This is a genomic window from Pelomonas sp. V22, assembly GCF_030014915.1.
GTDB lineage: Bacteria > Pseudomonadota > Gammaproteobacteria > Burkholderiales > Burkholderiaceae_C > JAUASW01.
Map to the genome: position 1 here is coordinate 301219 of NZ_JAGIXS010000007.1, position 22044 is coordinate 323262.

The 22044-nt window shown below is 67.2% G+C and carries 19 protein-coding genes; 12 read left to right on the forward strand and 7 right to left on the reverse strand.

The window, feature by feature from the left end:
- Position 1: 1 nt before the first annotated feature.
- The 4 genes from J7U46_RS20635 to J7U46_RS20650 all read left to right on the forward strand — a co-directional run bounded on the left by J7U46_RS20635 (position 2) and on the right by J7U46_RS20650 (position 8329).
- Positions 2–2416, forward strand: a complete 2415-nt coding sequence (locus tag J7U46_RS20635) for a glycoside hydrolase family 2 TIM barrel-domain containing protein (protein ID WP_282829084.1) — start codon at positions 2–4, stop codon at positions 2414–2416.
- Positions 2413–5379, forward strand: a complete 2967-nt coding sequence (locus J7U46_RS20640) for a DUF4982 domain-containing protein (protein ID WP_282829085.1) — start codon at positions 2413–2415, stop codon at positions 5377–5379. Before J7U46_RS20635 ends, J7U46_RS20640 begins: the two co-directional genes overlap by 4 nt.
- Positions 5376–6548 carry a glycoside hydrolase family 88 protein gene (locus tag J7U46_RS20645; protein ID WP_282829086.1) on the forward strand — a complete coding sequence of 391 codons (1173 nt, stop codon included), beginning with the start codon at positions 5376–5378 and terminating at the stop codon, positions 6546–6548. The genes J7U46_RS20640 and J7U46_RS20645 overlap by 4 nt, the downstream gene beginning before the upstream one ends.
- Positions 6549–6712: 164 nt before the next feature.
- Positions 6713–8329 carry an MFS transporter gene (locus J7U46_RS20650; protein WP_282829087.1) on the forward strand — a complete coding sequence of 539 codons (1617 nt, stop codon included), beginning with the start codon at positions 6713–6715 and terminating at the stop codon, positions 8327–8329.
- Between the two features lie 46 nt (positions 8330–8375).
- Here the strand turns inward: J7U46_RS20650 and J7U46_RS20655 are convergent, their stop codons facing one another.
- The gene (locus J7U46_RS20655) at positions 8376–8966 is read right to left on the reverse strand and encodes a PEP-CTERM sorting domain-containing protein (RefSeq protein ID WP_282829088.1); all 591 of its coding nucleotides are present in this window, start codon (positions 8964–8966) and stop codon (positions 8376–8378) included.
- Between the two features lie 302 nt (positions 8967–9268).
- Here J7U46_RS20655 and J7U46_RS20660 point away from each other — a divergent pair, with 302 nt between their 5' ends.
- The 5 genes from J7U46_RS20660 (at position 9269) to J7U46_RS20680 (ending at position 13556) form a co-directional block, all read left to right on the forward strand.
- Positions 9269–10057 (forward strand): response regulator, encoded by a 789-nt coding sequence (locus tag J7U46_RS20660; protein WP_282829089.1) that lies wholly within the window; start codon positions 9269–9271, stop codon positions 10055–10057.
- Between the two features lie 139 nt (positions 10058–10196).
- The gene (locus J7U46_RS20665) at positions 10197–11486 is read left to right on the forward strand and encodes a DUF4397 domain-containing protein (protein WP_282829090.1); all 1290 of its coding nucleotides are present in this window, start codon (positions 10197–10199) and stop codon (positions 11484–11486) included.
- A gap of 161 nt (positions 11487–11647) precedes the next feature.
- The gene (locus J7U46_RS20670; RefSeq protein ID WP_282829092.1) at positions 11648–12007 is read left to right on the forward strand and encodes a hypothetical protein; all 360 of its coding nucleotides are present in this window, start codon (positions 11648–11650) and stop codon (positions 12005–12007) included.
- Between the two features lie 147 nt (positions 12008–12154).
- A complete protein-coding gene (locus J7U46_RS20675; RefSeq protein WP_282829093.1) occupies positions 12155–12787 on the forward strand; it encodes a histidine phosphatase family protein in 633 nt (210 codons plus the stop codon).
- A 127-nt stretch (positions 12788–12914) separates the two neighbouring features.
- The gene (locus J7U46_RS20680; RefSeq protein WP_282829094.1) at positions 12915–13556 is read left to right on the forward strand and encodes an RpiB/LacA/LacB family sugar-phosphate isomerase; all 642 of its coding nucleotides are present in this window, start codon (positions 12915–12917) and stop codon (positions 13554–13556) included.
- A 134-nt stretch (positions 13557–13690) separates the two neighbouring features.
- Here J7U46_RS20680 and J7U46_RS20685 read toward each other — a convergent pair whose 3' ends face one another.
- From J7U46_RS20685 to J7U46_RS20705, 5 genes are all read right to left on the reverse strand, one after another.
- Positions 13691–13957 carry a hypothetical protein gene (locus tag J7U46_RS20685; protein ID WP_282829095.1) on the reverse strand — a complete coding sequence of 89 codons (267 nt, stop codon included), beginning with the start codon at positions 13955–13957 and terminating at the stop codon, positions 13691–13693.
- A 57-nt stretch (positions 13958–14014) separates the two neighbouring features.
- Positions 14015–15490 (reverse strand): serine hydrolase, encoded by a 1476-nt coding sequence (locus J7U46_RS20690; RefSeq protein ID WP_282829096.1) that lies wholly within the window; start codon positions 15488–15490, stop codon positions 14015–14017.
- Positions 15491–15555: 65 nt separating this feature from the next.
- Positions 15556–16032, reverse strand: coding sequence for a hypothetical protein (locus tag J7U46_RS20695; protein WP_282829097.1), 477 nt, complete (start codon positions 16030–16032; stop codon positions 15556–15558).
- The gene (locus J7U46_RS20700; protein ID WP_282829098.1) at positions 16029–16604 is read right to left on the reverse strand and encodes a sigma-70 family RNA polymerase sigma factor; all 576 of its coding nucleotides are present in this window, start codon (positions 16602–16604) and stop codon (positions 16029–16031) included. Before J7U46_RS20700 ends, J7U46_RS20695 begins: the two co-directional genes overlap by 4 nt.
- A complete protein-coding gene (locus tag J7U46_RS20705) occupies positions 16588–18045 on the reverse strand; it encodes an alpha/beta hydrolase (protein ID WP_282829099.1) in 1458 nt (485 codons plus the stop codon). Before J7U46_RS20705 ends, J7U46_RS20700 begins: the two co-directional genes overlap by 17 nt.
- Positions 18046–18486: 441 nt before the next feature.
- Here J7U46_RS20705 and J7U46_RS20710 point away from each other — a divergent pair, with 441 nt between their 5' ends.
- Positions 18487–19431 (forward strand): restriction endonuclease, encoded by a 945-nt coding sequence (locus J7U46_RS20710; protein ID WP_282829100.1) that lies wholly within the window; start codon positions 18487–18489, stop codon positions 19429–19431.
- A 16-nt stretch (positions 19432–19447) separates the two neighbouring features.
- Here the strand turns inward: J7U46_RS20710 and J7U46_RS20715 are convergent, their stop codons facing one another.
- Positions 19448–19852, reverse strand: coding sequence for a hypothetical protein (locus tag J7U46_RS20715; RefSeq protein WP_282829102.1), 405 nt, complete (start codon positions 19850–19852; stop codon positions 19448–19450).
- A 116-nt stretch (positions 19853–19968) separates the two neighbouring features.
- Here J7U46_RS20715 and J7U46_RS20720 point away from each other — a divergent pair, with 116 nt between their 5' ends.
- Positions 19969–20859, forward strand: a complete 891-nt coding sequence (locus tag J7U46_RS20720; protein ID WP_282829103.1) for a polysaccharide deacetylase family protein — start codon at positions 19969–19971, stop codon at positions 20857–20859.
- Positions 20856–22037, forward strand: coding sequence for a serine hydrolase domain-containing protein (locus J7U46_RS20725; protein WP_282829104.1), 1182 nt, complete (start codon positions 20856–20858; stop codon positions 22035–22037). Before J7U46_RS20720 ends, J7U46_RS20725 begins: the two co-directional genes overlap by 4 nt.
- Positions 22038–22044: the final 7 nt, after the last annotated feature.

The window sequence follows — 22044 nt, forward strand, 5'->3', positions numbered from 1 at the left end:
GATGATGACGATCCTGAAGCCCTGGCGTATCGCCATCGCGACGCTGGCCCTGCTCAGCAGCCTGGCCAGTGCAGCGCCGCGCGAGGTCCGGCCCTTGAACGAGGGCTGGCTGTTTAGCAAGAGCGATGCCGGCGCGGCCATGTCGCCCGGCTTCGACGACAAGAACTGGCGCTCGGTGCAGCTGCCGCATGACTGGAGCCAGGAGGAGCCTTTCAGCGCCAGCTACGGCAGCGGCAACGGCTATGCGGCCGGCGGCGTGGGCTGGTATCGCAAGCAGTTCTCGCTGGCTGCGGCGCAGCGCGGCCGCCTGGTCAGCGTCGAGTTCGATGGCATCTACGAGCATTCGCAGGTCTGGATCAATGGCCAGTACGTGGGCGGCCGGCCCTTCGGCTACAGCAGCTTCGCGCTGAATCTCACGCCCTATCTGCGCTTCGATGCGCCGAATGTGATTGCCGTGCGCGTCGACCACTCGCGCCAGACCGATTCGCGCTACTACACGGGCTCGGGCATCTACCGGCTGGCCCGTCTGGTCATCAAGGATCCGGTCCACATCGAGCAGTGGGGCACGTTCGTGCGCACACCGCAGGTGAGTGCAGCCAAGGCCCAGGTGCAGATCGACACCGAGGTGGTCAACGCCACGCCCAAGGCGCAAGGCCTGACCCTCTTGAGCGAGCTGCTCGATCCGCAGGGCCGCGTGGTGGCGCGGCTGGAGAGCCGGCTGCAGCTGACGGCGGGCGAGAGCCGCGTGCTGCCGCAGCGCCTCGTCGTCAACCAGCCGCAGCGCTGGTCGCTGGCCTCGCCCGCGCTCTACAGCCTGCGTCAGCAAGTGAAGCAGGGCGGTCGGGTGCTGGACGAAGCAAGCACGCCCTTCGGCATCCGCACGGCGCGCTTCGATCCTGATCACGGCTTCTTCCTGAACGATCAATCGCTGAAGCTCAAGGGTGTGTGCCTGCATCACGATGCCGGCAGCCTGGGTGCGGCCGTGCCCGAGTCGGTGCTGGAGCGGCGCCTCCTGAAGCTGCGCGAGCTGGGCGTCAACGCCATCCGAACCAGCCACAACCCGCCGGCGCCCGAGCTGCTGGCCCTGGCCGACAAGCTGGGCTTCCTGGTGCAGGCCGAGGCCTTCGACGAATTCGCGCCGACCAAGCGCAAGTGGATCGCCGGCTGGAACGTGGGCGAGCCGGGCCGCCATGGCTATGGTGAGTCGTTCGAGGCCTGGGGCGTGCGCGACATCGAGGACATGGCGAAGCGCGACCGCAACCACCCCAGCATCATCATGTGGAGCATAGGCAACGAGGTCGACTACGCCAACGACCCGTTCTCGCATCCTGTCCTGGGCAAGAAGTACCGGCCCGAGAACCCGCCGGCCAGTGAGCTGGTGCGCCTGGGCAAGCCGCTGGTGGCTGCCTTCAAGCGCATGGACCCGAGCCGGCCGGTGACGGCGGCGATGGCCCATGTGGAGATGTCGGATGCGGTCGGCTTTGGCGACATCCTCGACATCGCCGGCTACAACTACCAGGAGCTGCGCTACGCGGCCGACCATGCGGCGAAGCCGCGCCGCGTGATCTATGGCAGCGAGAACCGGCACGACTACAGCGCCTGGGCCGTGGTGCGCGACACCGAGTACATCTCCGGCCAGTTCCTCTGGACCGGCATCGACTACCTGGGCGAGGCCGGCCGCTGGCCGCAGCGCGGCGCGGACTTCGGCCTGCTGGACCTGGCGAGCTTCAAGAAGCCGCGCGGCTGGTTCCGTGAGAGCCTGTGGAGCGACAAGCCCATGGTCTACATCGCTGCGGCCTTGCAGAGCGCGCAACTGAACGCCTCGCAATCGGGGCAGGGCACGCCGCTGCTGGATCAGCAGCGCCGTGCCAAGGTGGAAGAGCATTGGAACTGGCCGGCGGGTGCGACGCTCACCGTTTCGGCTTACAGCAATTGCGATGAGATCCAGCTGCTTCTGAACGGCCGGCTGATCGGCAGCCAGCCGCGCAGCGCGGCGGTGGAGGGCGTGTTCAGCTGGACCGTGCCGTATCAGGCCGGCGAACTGAAGGCCGTGGGCCTGCGTGCCGGCAAGCCGGTGGCCGAGTTCGTCTTGAAGACGGCCGGGCCGGCGGCGCGCATCGAGCTGGCGGCCGAGACGGCCGGCGACGGCGTGAGCCATATCGAGTACCGCGTCGTCGATGCGAACGGCGTGCGCGTGCCGGATGCCGACCAGCGCATCACGTTCAAGCTCGACGGCGCCCTGGAGATCCTCGGCATAGGCAACGGCAACCTGGCCGATGTGGACGATCCGCGCGATGCCGTCCACGCCACCTACCAAGGCCGCGGCCTGGCCATCCTGCGAGGCCTGCAGGGCGCGATCGAGGCCAGTGCGCCAGGCCTGTCATCGGCTCGGATCCAACTGAGCAGCAAACCATGATCCAGCGCCTGGTTGTCGTCTTGGCCCTGCTTTGCTGCTTCGGTGCCGCGGTGGCGCAGCCCCGCGAGCAGCTCGACTTCAACGCCGGCTGGCGCCTGCATGTGGGCGACGTGGCCGGCGCGCAGGAGCTGAAGTTCGACGACACCGGCTGGAAGGCCGTGACCCTGCCGCGCGCCTGGAACGAGGACGAGGCCTTCAAGAAGGACATCAAGGACCTCGCCACCGGCATCGCCTGGTATCGCAAGAGCTTCACGCTGCCCAAGACCATCGCAGGGCGCAAGGTGTTCATCGAGTTCGAAGGCGTGCGTCAGGCGGGCGAGGTCTGGCTGAACGGCAAGCGCCTCGGCCTGCATGAGAACGGCATCACGGCCTTCGGCTTCGACATCACGGATGCGGTGAAGCCGGCACCCGCCGTCAATGTGATGGCCGTGCGCACCGACAACGACTGGGCCTACCGCGAGCAGCTCAGCGGCGCGCGCTTCCAGTGGTCGGATCGGAACTTCAATGCCAATTACGGCGGCCTCTCGAAGAACGTTCGCCTGCACATCGCCGACAAGGTCTACCAGACGCTGCCGCTCTATGCCCACCTGGGCACGACCGGTGTCTACGTCTACGCGACAGACTTCGACATCGCCGGCCGCAGCGCGACCGTGCATGCCGAGTCCGAGATCCGCAACGACGATGCGGCGCCGCGCACGTTCGTCTACAAGGTCAGCGTGCAGGATGCGGCGGGCAAGACGGTCGCAAGCTTCGACGGCGGCCGCTACACCGTGGCACCGCGCGAGGCGGTCACGGCCAAGGCCTCGGCGCGCGTGGCCGGGCTCAATTTCTGGAGTTGGGGCTACGGCTATCTCTACACGGTGACGACTTCGCTGGAAGCTGAAGGGCGTGTCTTCGACAGCGTGGCTACGCGCACCGGCTTTCGCAAGACCGAGTTTGCGAACGGCATGGTCAGGCTCAATGACCGGGCCTTGCACATGAAGGGCTATGCGCAGCGCAGCTCCAACGAATGGCCTGCCGTGGGCCTCTCGGTGCCGCCTTGGCTCAGCGACTACAGCAATGGCCTGATGGTGGAGAGCGGCGCCAACCTGGTGCGCTGGATGCACATCACGCCCTGGAAGCAGGACGTGGAATCCTGCGATCGCGTGGGCCTGATGCAGATGCTGCCGGCCGGCGATTCCGAGCGCGATGCCCAGGGCCGCGCCTGGGTGATGCGCACCGAGGTGATGCGCGACGCCATCATCTACTTCAGGAACAACCCCAGCGTGCTGGTCTACGAGTCCGGCAACAACGGCATCAGCGAGGCGCACATGGCCGAGATGAAGGCGCTGCGCGACCGCTTCGACCCGCACGGCGGCCGGGCGGCCGGCAGCCGCGACATGCTGGGCAGCCGCGAGGCCGAGTACGGCGGCGAGATGCTCTACGTGAACAAGAGCGCCCGCCAGCCCTTCTGGCAGACCGAGTATTCGCGCGACGAAGGCCTGCGCAAGTACTGGGACGAGTTCTCGCCGCCCTTCCACAAGGATGGCGAGGGTCCGCTCTACAACGGCGCGGATGCCAGTGTCTACAACCGCAACCAGGACTCTCACGCCATCGAGAATGTGGTGCGCTGGTACGACTTCTGGCGCGAGCGGCCGGGTACCGGCACGCGGGTGAATGGCGGCGGCCTGAACATCATCTTCTCCGACAGCAACACCCATCACCGCGGCGCAGAGAACTACCGCCGCAGCGGCGAAGTGGATGCTATGCGAATCGCCAAGGACGGCTTCTTCGCGCACCAGGTGATGTGGGACGGCTGGGTGGATGTGGAGCGGCCCCGCGCTCACCTCGTCGGCCACTGGAACTATGCGGCCGGCGTGCGCAAGAGCGTCACGGTGGTCTCCAGCGCGGCCACGGTCGAGCTGGTCCTGAATGGCAAGTCTTTGGGCCGAGCCAAGCCGACGAGCGGCTTCCTTTTCACCTTTGCCGATGTGGCCTGGCAGCCGGGCGTCTTGAAGGCCGTGGGCTACGACGCACAAGGCCGCAAGGTCTGCGAGGACCAGCGCGAGACCATCAGCGCGCCGGTGGCCTTGAAGCTCACGCGCATCGCCTCGCCGGTGGCGCTTCGGGCCGATGGTGCGGACCTGGCCTTGCTGGAGGTCGAGGTGGTAGATGCCAAGGGGCGCCGCCACCCCCTTGCACTGAACAGCGTGGATATCGAACTGAGCGGCCCGGCCGAATGGCGCGGCGGCATTGCGCAGGGGCCGGACAACCACATCCTCTCGCGCATGCTCCCCGTCGAAGGTGGCGTGAATCGCGTGCTGGTGCGTACGAGCACCGAGGCCGGCCGCATCACCGTCACGGCGAAGTCCGCAGGCCTCAAATCCGCGCAGATCGCCTTCGATTCGGTGGCCGTCCAGCCCGGCAGCATCGCGGGCGCCGATCTGCCTGGTCGCCTGGACCGCGGCCCCACGCCGGCCACGCCTTCGTTCAAGCCGAGCCGCATCGCCGTGCCCGTGGCCAGCGTGGCCGCCAGCGACGGCAACGACCCGCAACGCGCCATTGACGACAACGAGACCACGGCCTGGTCCGGCAAGCAGCCGATCAGCTTCACCCTCGCACGCGCCGCCCGGCTCACCGAGGTGACGCTGAAGACGGCGGGCTTTCGCGCCCGCAGTTATCCCATCCGCATCACGGTCGATGGCCAGGAGGTGTTCCGGGGCGCCACGCCGCGCAGCCTGGGCTATGTGACGCTCGCGCTGCGCCCCTCGGCACCGGGAACTCGGGTGATGATCGAGGTCCTCGGCGGCAGCGAGGCGCGCGAGGCCTTTGCCGGCATCACCGAGCTGGTGGACCAGAAGAACGCCACGACCGGCGAGCAGTTCGTGGGCAAGGGCGAGCTGGGCCTGATCGAGATCGAGTTTTATGAAGCAGTGGCTGCTGATCAAGCGGCCGCGCGAGACGACAAGGGCAACAAGCCATGAGCAGCAATCAGCAACAGATTCTTTTCCCGACCGACTCTTCCAAGATCGACCCTCTGCTGTCGCACCACGTGGCGGCCCTGGGCGCAAGCCAGGCCGACTACCGCGATGCGATCGACCGCCTGATCCACAACCTGATCAACATCCGCGACGACGAGGGCAAGTTCCTGCTGCGCCTGGCGGACGGCCGCGTGCTCGACACCAAGAGCTGGAATGGCTGGGAATGGACGCAGGGCGTGGGCCTGTACGGCGTCTACAAGGTCTGGGAGATGACCGGCGACTCGAAGGCCTGGGACATCATGACCTCGTGGTTCGAGGCCCGCTTCAAGGAGGGCACGCCCTCGCGCAACATCAATACGGTGGCGCCTTTCCTCACGCTCGCCTATCTGTACGAGCGCACCGGCAACCGCACCTATCTGCCGTACCTGGACGCCTGGGGCGAGTGGGTCTACAGCGGCCTGCCGCGCACGGAGGAGGGCGGCTTCCAGCACATCGTCTACAACAGCGTGAACTACCAGCAGCTGTGGGACGACACCTTGATGATGTCGGTGATGCCGCTGGCCAAGATCGGCCTCCTGCTGAACCGGCCGCATTACGTGGAAGAGGCCAAGCGCCAGTTCCTCATCCACATCAAGTACCTGACCGACCGCAAGACCGGCCTGTGGTTCCACGGCTGGACCTTCGACGGCCGCCACAACTTCGCCAATGCGCTTTGGGCGCGCGGGAACAGCTGGGTCACCATCGTGATCCCCGAGTTCATCGAGCTCCTGGACCTGCAGGAAGACGATGCGCTGCGCCTCTTCCTGATCGAGACTTTGGAAGCGCAGGTCAAGGCGCTGGCCAAGTGCCAGGCACCCTCGGGCCTGTGGCGCACCATCCTCGACGACGAGAGCTCGTACGAAGAAGCGGCGGCCTCGGCCGGTTTCGCCTACGGCATCCTGAAGGCGGTGCGCAAGGGCTACCTCGGCAAGCAGTACGAGGCCCTGGGCATCAGCGCGGCCAAGGCCGTGCGCGCCAAGATCAATGACGCGGGCGAGCTGACCCAGGTGAGCTTCGGCACGCCGGTGTTCAACAGCATCCAGGAATACAAGGACATCCCCTTGACCTCGATGCCCTTCGGTCAAGCCATGGCGCTCCTGACGATGGGCGAGTTCATGTACAGATTCATTTGAGCCCCTCGCCCAGATGCGCCGCGCTGAACGCGGGCACATCTGGTCGGTCCCCCGAGGGGACGCCGACGCCTGCGACATTGAGCCGCAGACATCGACCACCGGGCCGGCTTGGGACGGCCCGGCGCTCGGCCCGAATGCGAAACAGAAGAGACAGGTAGAAAAAGATGGCCGGAGACTACAAAAAGGTGCGCATCCCCAGCTGGGTGAACTACTGGGGCTGGGGCTCGGGCGACATGCTGGGTGCGGGTGCGCAGGCGGTGATCACCGGCTGGCTGTTCTATTTCTTCACCACCTTCTGCGGCCTCTCCGCCGTGGAGTCGGGGCTGATACTCGGTCTGCCGCGCCTCCTGGAGGCCATCACCTGCCCGCTGATCGGTTATGTGTCCGACCACCTGCGTCACACCTGGGTGGGCCACAAGATCGGCCGGCGCAAGCTGTTCCTCTTGATCACCATCCCGCTGCTGCCGAGCTTTGCGCTGATCTTCCGCACCGGCCACAGCTTCAGCTACTACCTGCTCTGCTTCATCTTCTTCGAGCTGCTGTACACGATGTTTCTCATCCCCTGGGAAACGCTGGCGGCCGAGATGAGCCGCGACTACGCCGAGAAGGCCAAGTTCGCCGGTGCCCGCATGATCGTGGCGCAGAGCTCGGCCATCCTCGCGTCCTACCTGCCCACGCTGCTCATCAGCCAGTTCGGCGGTAAGGACTCGCCGGACACCTTCTTCTGGATGGCGGCGATCTTCGGCGTCATCTTCTCGGTGGTGGTGCTGATCGTGGTGCTGACCACCTGGGAGCGGCCTTACGGCCCCAAGGAGCTGTCCGCGCTGTCGCAGACCTTCAAGGGCCCGAGCCTCAAGACGGCGCTGCAGATTCCGGTGGACATGTTCAAGGACCTGTTCTCCACGCTGAAGATCCGCGCCTTCCGCCAGCACCTGAGCCTCTACCTCGGTGGCTACCTGTCGCAAGACATCTTCAACACCGCCTTCCCGATCTTCGTGGCCACGGTGCTGGCCGGCGCCACGCTGGTGATCTCGCAGCTGATGACGGTGATGTACGTGGCCCAGCTGGTCTCGGTGATGGTGGCGATCAACATCGTCATCCGCACCGGGCCGCTGCTGGCCTACCGCATCGCGATCAGCTTCTTCGGCGCGGCCCTGCTGCTGTACCTGGTGTTCTTCCTGGTGCAGCCGGCCGGATTCAGCGCCGGGCTGCAGGCGCTGGGCGGCAATATCTTCGCGGCCTTCAATCCGGCGGCTGCGGGCTTTTCGCCGGGCCTGATCTTCTGGCTCTTCCTGCCCATCGTGCTGGCCGGCCTCGGCCGGGGCACGCTGAACTTCGTGCCCTGGTCGGTCTACAACTACCTGCCCGACATTGACGAGGCCGTCACCGGCCAGCGGCGCGAAGGCGTGTTCGCCGGCGTGATGACCCTGGTGCGCAAGCTCGCGCAGTCGGGCGCCATCATCCTCAGTGGCTGGATCATCGACGCGGGCGGCTACATCTCGCCCAAGACCCGCCCGGGCCAGGTGGTCGAGCAGACGCCCGAGGCCATCCACACCATCGTCGCCCTGATGGTGGGCGGGCCCATCGTGGTGATGCTGCTGGGGCTGGCCATCTCCTGGTCGTTCCGGCTCAATGCCCGCACCCATGCGGTGTTGGTGCACGAGGTGGAGCGGCTGCGCGCCGGCGAGACCGAGGCCGAGTCGCCGGAGAACCGTCAGGTGGTGGAAGCGCTGACCGGCTGGCGCTATGAGCGGCTGTGGGGGCGGGGCGCGCAGGGCTGACAGCCGGGGGGAGCGGGCTGTGTGCCGGCTCCCCTGCGGTGCGAGATCAGCGGCGGCGGCGGCGCTGCAGGATCAGGCTGGAAAGGGCGAGCCCGGCCAGTGCGATGGATGAGGGCTCGGGCACCTTGGCGCCGACCTGCTGCGCCAGGTAGAAGCCGTCAGGAATGGTCCAGTCGGACCGCACCAGGGCTGAAAAATAGAGCTGGCCTTGAGGCAGGTAGATATCGCTGAGGTAGCTCCAGTCCGTGAATGCACCCGCGTCGGCGGGCTGCCAACCCGGCAGAACCGGGCCGCTGGGACCATAGCTGAGCATCGGGCCCTGGTGGCCGCCGCCCGATACGTTCCCGGTGAATCCCTCGTCGAGGCCGGTGATGTTCGGAATGATCTTGCTGGTCCAGCAGTCCACGGGGCAAAAGCCGGAGGGCGCGCCGTAGGAGCCCTGGCGGTCGCCGAAGACGATCCAGTCGAATTGCTGGCCCGGCTTCCAGCTGCCGTCAGTGCCATCCACCGAGAGCTTGAAGTCGTAGCGGTACTGGCCTGCGTCGAGATTGGTGATCGAGTATTGCAGCTGCAGGGGATAAGCCAGGGCCAGGCCAGGCAGCAGGGCGATGAGGCCAGCACAGATCATTTTTTTCATGGGTTCTCCGAATTGTTGTTGATGTCGACCCGCTTGGGGGCCCGCCCTCGGGCGGGCGGATTGTGGTCAATCGCTGTCGCACCTGCATCCCGCGAATGCGGGTGCCTGGGCTGCGCCACGGCATGTCAGCCACCGTGACCCAGGTTTACCCTGCTTTACGAAGTGACGACGAGCCCGGTGGGCTCGCTTCCTAGCATCCAGCTTCCTACCGAAGCTGCCATGCGACCCTGCTCCCCACCCCCCTCTGCCTCGCTTCCGCCCCCGCCGGGCGGCCTGATCGTCCACTGCGCCGGGAGGCGGCCATGATGGGCCAGGCCGTCAGCGGTCCGGCCACGCGCATGGCCTTCAAACCGGGCCCGGGCTTGGTGACCGAGCGCCCCTTCCACATCTACGTCGTCGAGGACGATGCCGAGGTCCGCGACCTGGTGGCGTCCTACCTCTCGGCCCAGGGGCTGGCGGTCAGCGCCATGGCCAGTGCCGAGGAGATGATGCAGCGCCTGCCCCGGCTGCGACCCGACCTGCTGCTGATGGACGTGGGCCTGCCGGGCCGCTCGGGCCTGGAGGCCTGCCAGCGCCTGCGCGTGGAGGGCGACCGCCTGCCGGTGATCCTGCTGACCGGGCGCAATGACGAGGTCGACCGCGTGCTCGGCCTGGAGATGGGCGCCGACGACTACCTGGCCAAGCCCTTCTCGCCACGCGAGCTGCTGGCCCGCATCCATGCGGTGCTGCGCCGCACGGCGGTGCTGCTGGGCTCGCCCCAGGTGGGCAGTGCCTCGGTGCGCATTGGCGAGTACATGTTCTTCCCGGCCGAGCGCAGCCTGCACCGCGACGGTGAGGTGCGCGTGCTCAACACCGTGGAGTACGCGCTGCTGGCTGAGCTGAGCGCCAACCCCGGCGTGGCGGTATCGCGCGAGCGCCTGCTGGCGGCCTCGCATGACCGCAAGGACCGGGTCACGCTGCGCGCGGTCGATGCCGGCGTGATGCGGCTGCGCAAGCTGGTCGAGCCCGACCCGGCCATGCCTCGCTACATCCAGACGCTGCGCGGCCGCGGCTACATGTTCGTGCCCAACCGCCGCGAGCCGGCCTGCTGAGAGCGCCGGCAAAGAACTGTGACGCCGTGTGATGCCCGCAGACGGCATGTCACACGGCGTCATCAAACACGCGGATCCGCGACACCTCGCGCCACTGCAATGGCGGGGCCCCTCTGCCTTTTCGACGACGAAACGACCCATGACAAGCAACTCCCTGTTCCGATCCCTTCTTCTTTCATTCGCGCTGCTGGCGGCCGCGATCCTCGGTGGCTGCGGCGGCGGCTCGGACAGCAAGTCCGCCAAGCTGCGCCTGCTCAACGTCAGCAATGGCTACAGCAGCCTGGATCTCAGCGTCGACGACACCACCGTCAGCACCGGCCTCACGCTGGGCGTGCTTGGCGCGTATGCGGACGTGAACACCAGCGACACCTCGATGTCCATCCTCAGCTCCGGCGTGGGCACGGCCGTGGCCACGCTGACGCCTTCGCTGAAGGAATCCAGCAAGTACACGCTGATCGCCTACGGCTGGTCGGGCGGTCTCAAGACCTCGATCATCGAGGAGGAGGAAGAGGCGCCCGATGCCGGCAAGCACAAGCTGCTGTTCATGAACCTGGCACCTGACGCCGGCTCGCTGGACGTCTACGTGACGCTGAACGAGGACAGCCTGGACAACGCCTCGGCCATGGCCTCCAGCATTGGTGGCGGCGGTACCAGCAGCTACACCAAGATCAACAGCGGCACCTACCGCATCCGCGTCACCGGTGCCGGCGACCGCAGCGATGTGCGCCTGGACCTGCCCAGCGTCACCCTGGCTTCGGCCGGCGTCTCGACGCTGATCGTCACGGCCACCGAGGGCGGCTTGCTGGTGCATGGCCAGCACCTGATCCAGGGCGGCGCCATCACCCCGTACCGGGCGACGCAGGCGCGGGTGCGCGTGGTCACCGGTGTGCCCGGCGTGAAGGTGGGCGCGGCGCTGGACGGCACCAGCCTGATGGGCCTCTCGACCGGCCCCACGGTGGGCGACTACCACCTGGTCACCGCCGGTACGGGGGCGCTGACGGTGCAGGCCGCCGGCCGCACGCTCAACAGCAGCAATCCGAGCTTCAAGGCCGGCGGCGACTACACGCTGATGGTCTGGGGCGACCCGACCGCGCCCAGCCTGACCGTGCTGACCGACGACAACCGCCTGCCCACCAACAGCAGCACGGCCAAGATCCGCCTGATCAATGCGGCCGCCACGACGAGCGACCTCAAGGTCAACCTGTCGCTGAACTACAGCTCGCTGGCCAGCAATGTCCAGGCCGGCAGTTCGTCCGGCAACTACACGGTGGCCTACAGCACCAGCTCGCTCCTGAGCGTCACCACGCCGAGCTCGGCCACGGCGATCTACACGATCGAGGAACTGCCGGTGAACGCCAACTCGGTCTATAGCGTCTTCGTGCTCGGTGCGGACAACCAACTGATCGGCTCGCTGCGCAAGGAGCGCTGATGAAGCGGCCATCTCATGCGATCTCATCCCAGGTGATGGCCTGAGACGCCAGCGTCACGGCGGCGCACGATGAATGAGGAAGAGGGCGGTTATTCCGCCCTCTTCTCATTGGCGGATTCCTAGCATGGAGGCTTCTTCAACGCACTGACGAGAGGATCGCCGTGACCCGAATCGCCCCCATGGCCAATGCTCATATAGACCCGCGCACCCTGATCGGCAGCTACGACCGAAACGCCAAGGCCTTCGGCCCGGTGGTGGCCGGCGTGATGGGCGCCGCCCAGGCGGTGGGCGATGCCGCCTCCGCCACCTGCGAGTTCAGCAGCGAGGCCCTGACCCAGCTGCAGGCCTCGGTGGAGCGCGGCCTCACGGCGGTGGAGGATGCGGTGCAGGGCGCCGTCCATGCGGTGGCCGATGCTGGCTGCGAGCTCGGGCACGAGGTGGCCGAGACCGTGGGCGAGGTGGTCGACGGAGTTGCCGGCGCGGTCGGCCTGGTGGCAACGGCTGTGCTCAATATGCCGTGACGGTCCGGCATCTCGAGCGCCTGCCTTCGATCCCTGCTCCAGCTGGAACCACGGCCTGAGGGTTTGGTCGGGGCGCATGGCAGCGCAGGGCAGCACACAATGGCCCGGCCGGGCGGCGCGCCCGGCCATCCTGCACCAGGAGGCCGCTTGAACGCATTGCCCACGATCTACCTCATCCGCCATGGCGAGACCGCCTGGTCGCTGGAAGGCAAGCACACGGGCAGCAGCGACCCGCCGTTGACGGCCCACGGCGAGGCGCAAGCGCGGGCGCTGGCCTGGCGCCTGATCGAGGTGGAGTTCAGCCATGTGCTGGTCAGCCCCCGGCTGCGCGCGCAGCGGACCTGCGAGCTCGCGGAGCTGGCCTCGGGCAGCGAGACCGAGCAGAAGCTGGCCGAATGGAACTACGGCGACTACGAGGGCCGGCGCCTGGCCGAGATCCGCAAGGAGCGGCCGAACTGGAACATCTGGCAGGACGGCTGCCCGCACGGGGAATCGCCGTCCGAGCTGTCGGCCCGGGTTGACCGCCTGATCACCCACCTGATCTCCATGCACGGCAATGTCGCGCTGTTCTGCCACGGCCACCTGGGCTCGGCGCTGGCGGCCCGCTGGCTGGGCCTGCACATCAGCGCCGGCCAGCATTTCCCACTGCAACCGGCCAGCCTGAGCGTGCTCGGGCACTCGGCCGACCATCAGCACAAGCGCCTGATCGAGCTGTGGAACGAGACCGAGGTCGTGGCACGCGCGGCCGAGGAGGCGGAGACAGCGCCCGGCCCGACCTGAGGCCGGGCTGACAGAAATCGCTCATTTCGATTCTTTTTTTTGAAACGGCGGTTCGAAATGTAGGGTTTTGGCCGTTTCCCGGGCAGAATTCAGCCGTCCCACCGTCAAGACCTCCGAAAGCCAAGCCATGAAGATCGCGCTCATCATCGAGAACAGCCAAGCCGCCAAGTCCGACATCGTCTTCAATGCCCTGAAGACCGTGGCCGAGCCGCTGGGCCACGCCGTCCACCACTACGGCATGTACACGCCCGAAGACAAGGCCTCGCTCACCTATGTGATGAACGGCCTGCTGGCGGGCATCCTGCTGAACTCCAAGGCCGCCGACTTCGTCGTCACCGGCTGCGGCACCGGCATGGGCTCCATGCTGGCCTGCAACTCCATGCCCGGCGTGTTCTGCGGCCTGGTGATCGACCCGACCGACGCCTTCCTGTTCGGCCAGATCAACGACGGCAACTGCATGTCCATGCCTTACGCCAAGGGCTTCGGCTGGGCCGCCGAGCTGAACCTGCAGGACTGCTACCGCAAGCTGCTCGAGAACGAGCGCGGCGCCGGCTACCCCAAGGAGCGCGCCGCCATCATGGCCAAGAACCGCGGCATCCTGAAGGACCTGAAGGCCGCCAGCTGCAAGGACATGCTGACCGTGCTGAAGAGCGTCGACCAGGACCTGCTGAAGGCCGCCGTCGCCGGCGAGAAGTTCCAGGAGCTGTTCTTCACGAACTGCCAGGACGACGCCATGGCCAGCTACATCAAGGGCGTGCTGGCGATGTGAAACGACGCCTGACGTTGAAGCTGAGCCGCGGACGGAGGCATGGCGGCGTGCGTCGGCTCGAGCGACTGGTTGGCGTCGCCGCGCGCAGGCTCGGTTGGTTTTCTGTTCTTGTTTTGATTGCCGACGATCAGAGCTCAAGACTCGGGCGAGACGCCACACCCGCCCTCGTGCTTCCAGAGATGCACGAACTTGGCCTCTTCAGGCTCTGCGTCCTCGGTAAAGACTGCGCGGAATCGATCAGCGCTGCAGGCAACGAACGCTGCGTCGAACAGTTCAGTCTCCATGCGGGCTAGTTCATGGAAGAGAGCGCCGCCCCGTGCGGCGTTTTGCGCTGAAACCGATGTCGCGCCGCGCGCGACGAGTGCTGTGGCGGTGAGGGATGCGAAGCCAGGAACGCGCATGGGTAGGTCCTTGTGTGAACGTGACGCCTAAGCTTTGAGACATAGGCATCGCGTCGGTCAGTGATGCGCAGATCTTGCAGTTGCCGCCTCGGCATCCAGCAGGGCCGGTAGCAAGACGCGCGCGATGATTCTGTTTGCGGGCGACTCGCGGTTGAAGGAGCCGCCCGTGAAGACGACGACCAGTTCGAGAGCGGGCACGATGTAGACCTTCTGTCCGCCATTCCCCGAGAGCATGATCGTCTCCACCCGCTGGGTCCCTTTCGCGGTCGGGACGCCATACCAGCGATGCCAGATTCCGAGCCCATAGCCGCTGTCATCCACGCGCGATTGCATTGCGACTGTGGCATCGATCCACGACTCGGAGATGATGCGGCGAGCTTGCCATGCCCCACGCTGCTGGATGAGCAGGCCAAGCTTGAGCATGTCTCGCGGTCGCAGATGGATCTGCCCGAACTCGTTCCGTTGGCTGCGATCGAGCACGAACGTCCAGCGCCATTGGGTGCGCGCGATATCCATTGGGCCGAAGAGCACCTCCTGGGCGAACTGTGCGAGTGGTTTCCCTGCGGCCAGTTCAATGATCCGCCCCGCAGTGATGAAGCCGAAGGAGCAATACCGTCCGGTGGTCCCCGGCTCGGCGAGCATTGGCAGGTCGACAAAGGCCTTGGGCCAGTCGGCGGCTTCATAGAGCTTGACTTCATTGCCAGGCGATGCACCGTCATGGTCGTCACAGGCGAGCCCCGACTGATTGCTCAGCAAGTCGGTGAGTGTGATTCGCCCCTTGCGAGGATCGGGGCTCGCGATCGAGGCATAGCCCAGCCTTGAGACGACCGGCTCGTCAGCTCTCAGCAGACCGCGGTCGACTGCCGCGCCGGCAAGCAAGGAGATGACGCTCTTCGTGAGCGAACGCATTTGGTGCGGCCGGGCGCGCTCATAGCCGTAGAAATACTCCTCGAGCACCAGCGCGCCCTTGTGGTGGACCGCGATAGCGCGGATGTCTGGATAGCTGCCGTCGAGCACGCCGTTCACGACTATCTCAGCGGCGTTGCGGGGCAGCGTCCCCGGCCCCATCTCGGCGACCCGAATCCCGTCCGCTAGCTCAGGCGGTTGTGTGCAGCGATAGCGCTGTGGGCGTCCGTCCGGACCCGGCGGACGGGGCACGAGCAACTGCCGCGTCTCGGCCCCAACGCCCGTGGAGAGCCGAGCGAAAATTTCACCGTGCTCCTTGAACCCGACGACTTCGCCTGCGGAGTTGCGCATGAAGGGGAGCTCATCGCCGCTTGGGTTCGTGAAGGTATCCGTGGCGACCGCGCGCAGCGGGTACTTGGCCTCCCCGATGAGGGCGACCAGGCGCCCGCCCCCTGCAACCATGACCAGACGGCCACCGTCGCGGTAGCGGTACAGCCCTTCGAACTCGGACAAGTCCTGCTGCGGCGAAAGTGAATCCGTTCTCGCTGATGCCTGACCTTGTCCGTAAGTTGATGCTGCAGCAAGAAGAAGGCTGAGCACAAGGAGCCGTCCAATGATGTGTTGCATGCCGAATCCTGGGTTGAGTGAGTTGGTCTGACCTGGGGCCAAGCTGAGCCGCGAGCGGCCACTGCTCACCCTGGTCTCGGAGGCCTGAACCGTCGCGCCAGTTCAGCGCGCCGCTGACACAGCTGCGCGTAGTGGCGCTGTGCTCGCACCAGCACGGCGACGGCCAGCGTCAGCATCGCGGCAAATACTACTGCTGCGGGCCATGCTGCCGGCACGCCGGCCAGCAGGCCCACGGCCAGCGCACCTGCAAGCGCCACGGCGCTGAACAGCGCAGCCATGCGTGCGGCCACGACCCGGTGCAAGCCCAGCAGCACGCGGCGTGACCGGAGCACCCAGGCGGCGTAGGCCGCCCAGCACAGGCCCATGCAGGTCAGCACGGCGAAGGCCACCGCAGTTCGGGTTGGCAATGCCGGTTCGGTGAGCCACAGCGAGCCTGCTACGGCAGACATCGCGGACGCCATCATCAGCAGCAGCACATGGCCTGCGCGAGAGCGTGTCTGCAGCTCCCTATCGAGCAGCTCGGAAACAGCGGTCGTGTTCATCCTCTTTCTCCTTCGAGGCCCAGCTGGCGCCTGAGCAGGCGGCGCGCGCGGTACAGGCGCGACTTCACCGTACCCAGCGGCACGGCGAGCACCTGCGCCACCTCATCCAGCGACAGCTCCCGCAGGTAGAAAAGCGTAAGCACCTCGCACTCCAGCGTGGGCAGGCGGGCCAGGCCGTCGCGCAGAGCGGCCAGCTCGGACTCGACATCCGGCGTGTCGTCGTCAACGGCAGGCATGGCCTCCAGGTCGATGTCGCCCTCGGACACCAGCGGCAGCCTGAACTGCTCGCGCAGCCGGTCCATCAGTACGCGATGCGCAATGCCGAACAGCCACGGCCTGAGCTTGGCGCCGTCGCGCAGCCGCGCGATGCCGCGCAGAGCGCGCAGCCAGACCTCCTGGCTTACGTCGTCTGCGGCGACGTCGCTGCCGGCCAACTGCCTGGCATAGCGCCACAGCGGCAGCTGCCAGCGGGCAATGAGCTCGTCGAAGGCGGGGCGTTCGCCCAGCTGGCAGCGCACCACCAGCCATTCATCAGCCAGCGGATCATGGGCGGGCTTATGGGTGGGGCTCATGGTCGTTCCGGGGCTGGCCCTGAAAGCGCAGGGGGGGCAGTGTGACCTGCGCGGGCAAATCGCCGATGCCTCGCACGAAGCGTCCGAGCAGCCTGCGCAGCTCCGGCGGCCCGAAAAGGTCGAACTGGTGAGCTGCGTTCTCCACGACGACCAGATGCGCTCGCGGCAGCGCCGCCGCGATCTCGCGGGCGTTTTCCAAGGGCGTGCGCGCGTCCAGGTCTCCCACCAGCAGCAGCGTGGGTACGGGTACCGTGACCGGCTGGCGGAATGCCTCGCCCACTGCTTGCGCCTGCCAGGCCGCGTGCAGGTGGCGATCGGGGAAGTTCATCGCGTCCCCCAGTACCGCGCCTGCCGCCTCCTGCGCGATGCGAGCGAGTCGCGCGGCGCTGGCATTCGAGCTGAGGTCCATCATGTGCTTCATCGCCGAGCCTACTCCCGCCTGGCGCCGCAACCTCAGGGCCAGTGGGCCGATGCGTCGGAAATCACCTGCGGCCATCTCACGCGCAGCCGCAGGGAGCGTGGCGATGGCGCGTGGATCGCCGATGACCTGGGCGATCAGCCACTGCAGGTCCAGTGCGCCCAGCACCAGGCCCACGGTGCGCCCGCTGGCTGGGTCTGGCACGTCCAAGTGCACGGCTGCACGCGCGAGGCGGGCCGTGGCCTCACGCAGCTGCGCCGTCACCTCGGGGGCCCCGGCGCGCTCGGCAATGCGCTGCAATGCCGCGTCCGTCAAGGAAGGCAGCTTCCAGGTGTGGTCCGGCCCTTCTGGGCTGACGAGGACCATGCGATCCACGTGCTGCGGATGCCGGCGCGCCGTGGCCAGCGCCAAGTGGCTGCCGTAGCTGCGCCCCCACAGGGTCCATCGCTCTTCGCCCAGGGCCTGGCGGACAGCGTCCATATCGTCGGCGCTTTCCTCGGTGTTGTAGGCCTGCAGATCAATGCCGCGCTCGTGCATCTGGGCGGCCACCGCGCGGCTGGCCCGTTCAGCCAGCGACAGCCAACTGGTCTCGGAGGCGGGCTGATCCAGCGGCAACTCGTAGCGCACCGTCGTGGAAAGGTTGGGCACGGAACCACCCGTGCCGCGCTGGTCTATGCCTATCAGATCCCCATCCAGGACCTCCTTCAGCATCGCACCGCCTTGCGTCGCCAGGTCCAGCGCGACCCGCACGCCTGAATCGCCAGGCCCGCCCGCCAGCAGCACATGCGCGTGGCCTGTTTGCGCGGTACCTAGGTTGATCCTCACGACGGCCAGGTCGATGAACGGACCGCCGGGCCGCTCCCTGCTTTCGGGCACGCGAACCCGCCCGTGGGTCAGTCTCAACAGGCTGCCGTCGCGGGCGACGAGCGTCTCCTCGCGCACGTCGGTCAGCCGGGCCTGCGGCGCGGCAGCGGCGACACCCAGTAGCAGCCCGAACAGGGCCATGGCGACAATTGTTTTCATGAAAGCTCCCCAATACCAACGGTAGTCGGCGAATCGGGAAAAAGGTTCACGGGCCTTGTAGCCGCCGGCTGCCAGCGTGCACAGTGCATCACTCGTGTCGTGCCGAACCTCCCGAAGGCAGCCCATGGAGCGCGCCGCCATCATGGCCAAGAGCCGCAGCATTCTGAAGGCCGCCGTCGCTGGCGAGAACTGCCAGGACGACGCCATGGCCAGCTACACCAAGGGCATGCCGGCGAGCTGATCGCTCCCCCGCTCCCTCGGTCTGCTCAGCAAGGCCCGGCCCGAAAGGTCGGGCCTTGTCGCTTGCGCAGGGGGCCGGCCTCAGGGATTCCACGAGCGTGCGACGGCGACTTGAGTGGTTAGGCTGAAGGACGTCAAGACGATCCATCAGCCGGCAATAGACCCAAGGCGCTGCCGTGCTGCATGCAAGGGGAGAGACTCATGGGGCGTAGGAAAAGCGCAGGCCTGCTTGACGACCTGCTGTCAATCGTGGCGTGGCTGCCCTGGTGGATGGGGGTGGTCCTGGCCGTCGTCAGCTACCTGTGGCTGCACGGGCTGGCGAACTCCGGTGTGCCGCTCACGGCCCCGGGTGGGCCAGCGCCTGGCGTCAACGTGGCGCGTGCGATGCTGCAGCCGTTTGCGATGCTTGCCCAGTACCTCCTGCCGGCGCTTTGCCTGACCGGCGCGGCCCTGTCCGCGTGGCGGCGCCAGCAGCGCCGGGCCCTGCTCGAGGACGCTGCCGCTGCGCAGGATGCCAGCGCCCTCGATGGCCTGTCCTGGCGCGACTTCGAGCGCCTGGTCGGTGAGGCCTTCCGGCTGCGCGGATTCAGCGTGCAGGAGCAGGGCGGCTCGGCGCCTGACGGCGGGGTGGACCTGGTGCTCACCAAGGGTCGCGAGAAGTTCCTCGTGCAGTGCAAGCAATGGAAGGCCTACAAGGTCGGCGTGGAAGTGGTGCGCGAGCTGTACGGCGTGATGGCCTCGCGCGGCGCGGCCGGTGGCTTCGTGGTGACCTCGGGGCGCTTCACCAGCGACGCGCGGGCCTTCGCTGCCGGAACCAATCTGCAGTTGCTGGATGGGCAAAGGCTGCGCCGCATGATCGAGGAAGTGCAGCAGTCGAAGGCCGTTGCAGGCCGTGCGGTGCCAGCGCCGTCATCGTCATCGTCATCGTCTCAAGCATCAGCAGCGCCAGCGGCCCCAGCAACGGCATCAGCGCCAGCACCAGCACCTGGGATCGATTCCTTCGAGGCCCAGGTCGACGAGCCGTCCTGCCCCGTCTGTGGCAGCGGCATGGTCCGCAGAACCGCACGCAAGGGTGCGACGGCTGGCGCCTCGTTCCTGGGGTGCAGCTGCTATCCCGGCTGTCGCGGTACGCGGCCGCTGAACTGAGCGGCCGCGGGCCGGCTCAGGCCGGCTTGTCGGCATCCTTGTCCCTGGCCCATAGCTCCACCAGCACGGTCATCAGGATCCAGACCAGCAAGGTAGGCCGCACCTTGTCGGGCACGACGTCCTTGCTGCGCAGCATCAGGTCCATCAACTCGGGCAGGGTGGCGGCATAGAACAGGGCCAGCAGGGCGTAGGTCAGCTTGTTCCGGCTCGAAGAAATGTAGAGCACCGTGATCACGATGCTGGCCAGCGACAGCAACAGCATGCCGAACTGCAAGGCGTTCAGCCGTTCGGTGCCTGCGAGCACGAAGCCCAGCACCGCGCCGAAGAACATGTTCAAGCCATTGAGATTGGCCTGGTACTCGCCGGTCGACATGCGACCGAGACCGGCCCGGCTGAGCAGGCGATTGATCTTTGCTGACATCCACAGACCTCCTGAAAGTGGGCCGATTCTGCCCTGTGCCGCGCAACGCCGATGGCAGCGATGGCGCTGTGCCAAGCTCTCCTAGAATGCGCGGCCGTTCCTGCCGTCCCCCTGCCGTGCCCCACCGTCTTGCCAGCCTCACCGTTCGGTGCGCCCTCGTCCTGCTGATCCTTGTCGCCCTGGAGGGATGCCGCTCGGTGCCACGGCCAGCGCCCGAGCCCGCCGGCCCGCCGCTGCGCTTCTTGCTGACCTTCGACGACGGCCCCAGCATCGCCAGCAAGCGCAACCCCACCGAGCAGGTGCTGCGCACGCTGGGCAGCAACCCGGTGCAGCCCGGCATCAAGGCCATCTTTTTTGTGCAGACGCGAGCCAGCAAGGGCGGTGGCACGCCGCAGGGCCGCGAGCTGATCCGGCGCGGGCTGGCACAGGGCCAGGTGCTGGGGTTCCACACCGCCTCGCCCGGGCATTCCAACCACCTGGGCATGGAAAGCGGCGTGCTGCGCTCCTCGCTGCAACTGGGCCTGGCCGATCATGCCGAGCTGGGCAGCCAGCCGCGCCTCGTGCGGCCGCCGATGTGGGCCTATGACGACCGCACGCTGTCCGTCTACGCCGAATTCGGCCTGCGTGCCTTGCTGACCGACGTCACGGCCAACGACGGCAAGCTGATCCCGCCTTATGGCAGCCCGCGCCGCCGTCAGCACATGGACTACCAGATGGATTTGCTGCGGCCCCGCGTGCTGGCCGGCGAGCTGCCGCTGGTGCAGGGGGTGATCCCCGTGGTCGTGACCTTCCACGACCCCAATCCCTTCACCGCCGAACACCTGGCCGAGTACCTGCAGATCCTCGTCAAGAGCGCGCGCCAGCAAGGCCTGAGGGTGTCGGAGCAGCCCTTCTACGGCCAGGGTGATGACATCGAGGCCGTGGCGCTGGCCCGCACCGTGGCCGTCGGCCAGCCGGTCCAGCGCATTCCGGGCTTCTGGCATTCGCTCTTGAGGATGAAGCCGTGAAGCGGCCCCTGCTGCTGTGCCTGCCGCTGCTGCTGCTGGCCGCTTGCGGCCACATGACCCGCCAGGCCGCCGATCCGGCCGAGACCGCGCCGCCGCACGAGTCGCTGCGCGCCGGCGTCGAGCGCCTGGTGCAGCCGGTGCTGAAGGCGCATGAGACGCCCGGCCTGATCGTCGGCGTGGCCACACCAGACGGGCGCCGCCAGTTCTTCAGCTATGGCCGGGGCGAGACCAATGGCGATCCGCTCAGCGCAGACACACGCTTCCCCATTGGCTCGCTGACCAAGGGCTTTGTCGGCGCGCTGCTGGCCGTGCTGGTCGACGAGGGCCGCCTGCGCTGGGACGAGCCGCTGGCCGAGCTCCTGCCCGGGCTGCAGACCACGCCGCAGGCCGCCAGGCTGACCCTGCAGCAACTGGCCACGCACAGCGCCGGCCTGCCGCGCCAGCCCAATGACCTGAGCCTGCTGAAGGGGCTGTTCCAGTTCACGTTCAAGGGCAGCAACTTCTACAGCGTGCTCGACGAAGAGGGCCTGCGGCGCTTCATGCTCGACTTCAAGCCCTCGGCCGACCCGGAGCCCGCCTATTCCAACATCGGCTACGCGCTGATAGGCCTGGCCATCGAGGCCCGCACCGGGCGCCCGCTGGGTGAGTTGCTGACCGAGCAAGTGCTGGGGCCGCTGCAGTTGAGCCACACCGGCTTCGACCCCGGCCGCGCCCATCGCGCCCAGGGCCATGCCGGGGACCAGCCCTTCTTCATGCCACGGGGCCGGCCCGTCGGCGACTGGCGCTTCCCGCCAGCCATGCAGGGCTCGGCCGCGCTGTACTCCACGGCAGCCGACCTGCTGGATTTTGCTGTCGCCCACCTGGATGGCGAGGCCGACACGCGGCAGGGGCCATCGCCTGGCCCCTTGCGTGCTCTGCTGGCCGACAACCTGCGCGTGCGCCGTCCGCAGCCGCTCGATGCCCCAGGCATCGCCTGGGTCACCGATGAGTTCGATGGCCTGCCCATCACCAACCAGGTCGGCATGGCGGTCGGGCACACGGCCTATGTGGGCGTGCAGCGCGAAAGCCGCATGGCCGTCGTCGTGCTGCAGACCAGCTTCAACTGGAACTTCAAGATCGGTCACCGGCTGCTGCTGCGGCTGGCGCGCGGGCAGATCGACTGGGGCGCCGGGCGCTGACGCGCCT

Excerpts from the sequence above, each read along its gene's own strand:
- J7U46_RS20635 (WP_282829084.1), top strand. The coding sequence starts at position 2 with ATGATGACGATCCTGAAGCCCTGGCGTATCGCCATCGCGACGCTGGCC.
- J7U46_RS20640 (WP_282829085.1), top strand. The coding sequence starts at position 2,413 with ATGATCCAGCGCCTGGTTGTCGTCTTGGCCCTGCTTTGCTGCTTCGGT.
- J7U46_RS20645 (WP_282829086.1), top strand. The coding sequence starts at position 5,376 with ATGAGCAGCAATCAGCAACAGATTCTTTTCCCGACCGACTCTTCCAAG.
- J7U46_RS20650 (WP_282829087.1), top strand. The coding sequence starts at position 6,713 with ATGGCCGGAGACTACAAAAAGGTGCGCATCCCCAGCTGGGTGAACTAC.
- J7U46_RS20655 (WP_282829088.1), bottom strand. The coding sequence starts at position 8,966 with ATGAAAAAAATGATCTGTGCTGGCCTCATCGCCCTGCTGCCTGGCCTG.
- J7U46_RS20660 (WP_282829089.1), top strand. The coding sequence starts at position 9,269 with ATGATGGGCCAGGCCGTCAGCGGTCCGGCCACGCGCATGGCCTTCAAA.
- J7U46_RS20665 (WP_282829090.1), top strand. The coding sequence starts at position 10,197 with ATGACAAGCAACTCCCTGTTCCGATCCCTTCTTCTTTCATTCGCGCTG.
- J7U46_RS20680 (WP_282829094.1), top strand. The coding sequence starts at position 12,915 with ATGAAGATCGCGCTCATCATCGAGAACAGCCAAGCCGCCAAGTCCGAC.
- J7U46_RS20685 (WP_282829095.1), bottom strand. The coding sequence starts at position 13,957 with ATGCGCGTTCCTGGCTTCGCATCCCTCACCGCCACAGCACTCGTCGCG.
- J7U46_RS20690 (WP_282829096.1), bottom strand. The coding sequence starts at position 15,490 with ATGCAACACATCATTGGACGGCTCCTTGTGCTCAGCCTTCTTCTTGCT.
- J7U46_RS20695 (WP_282829097.1), bottom strand. The coding sequence starts at position 16,032 with ATGAACACGACCGCTGTTTCCGAGCTGCTCGATAGGGAGCTGCAGACA.
- J7U46_RS20700 (WP_282829098.1), bottom strand. The coding sequence starts at position 16,604 with ATGAGCCCCACCCATAAGCCCGCCCATGATCCGCTGGCTGATGAATGG.
- J7U46_RS20705 (WP_282829099.1), bottom strand. The coding sequence starts at position 18,045 with ATGAAAACAATTGTCGCCATGGCCCTGTTCGGGCTGCTACTGGGTGTC.
- J7U46_RS20710 (WP_282829100.1), top strand. The coding sequence starts at position 18,487 with ATGGGGCGTAGGAAAAGCGCAGGCCTGCTTGACGACCTGCTGTCAATC.
- J7U46_RS20715 (WP_282829102.1), bottom strand. The coding sequence starts at position 19,852 with ATGTCAGCAAAGATCAATCGCCTGCTCAGCCGGGCCGGTCTCGGTCGC.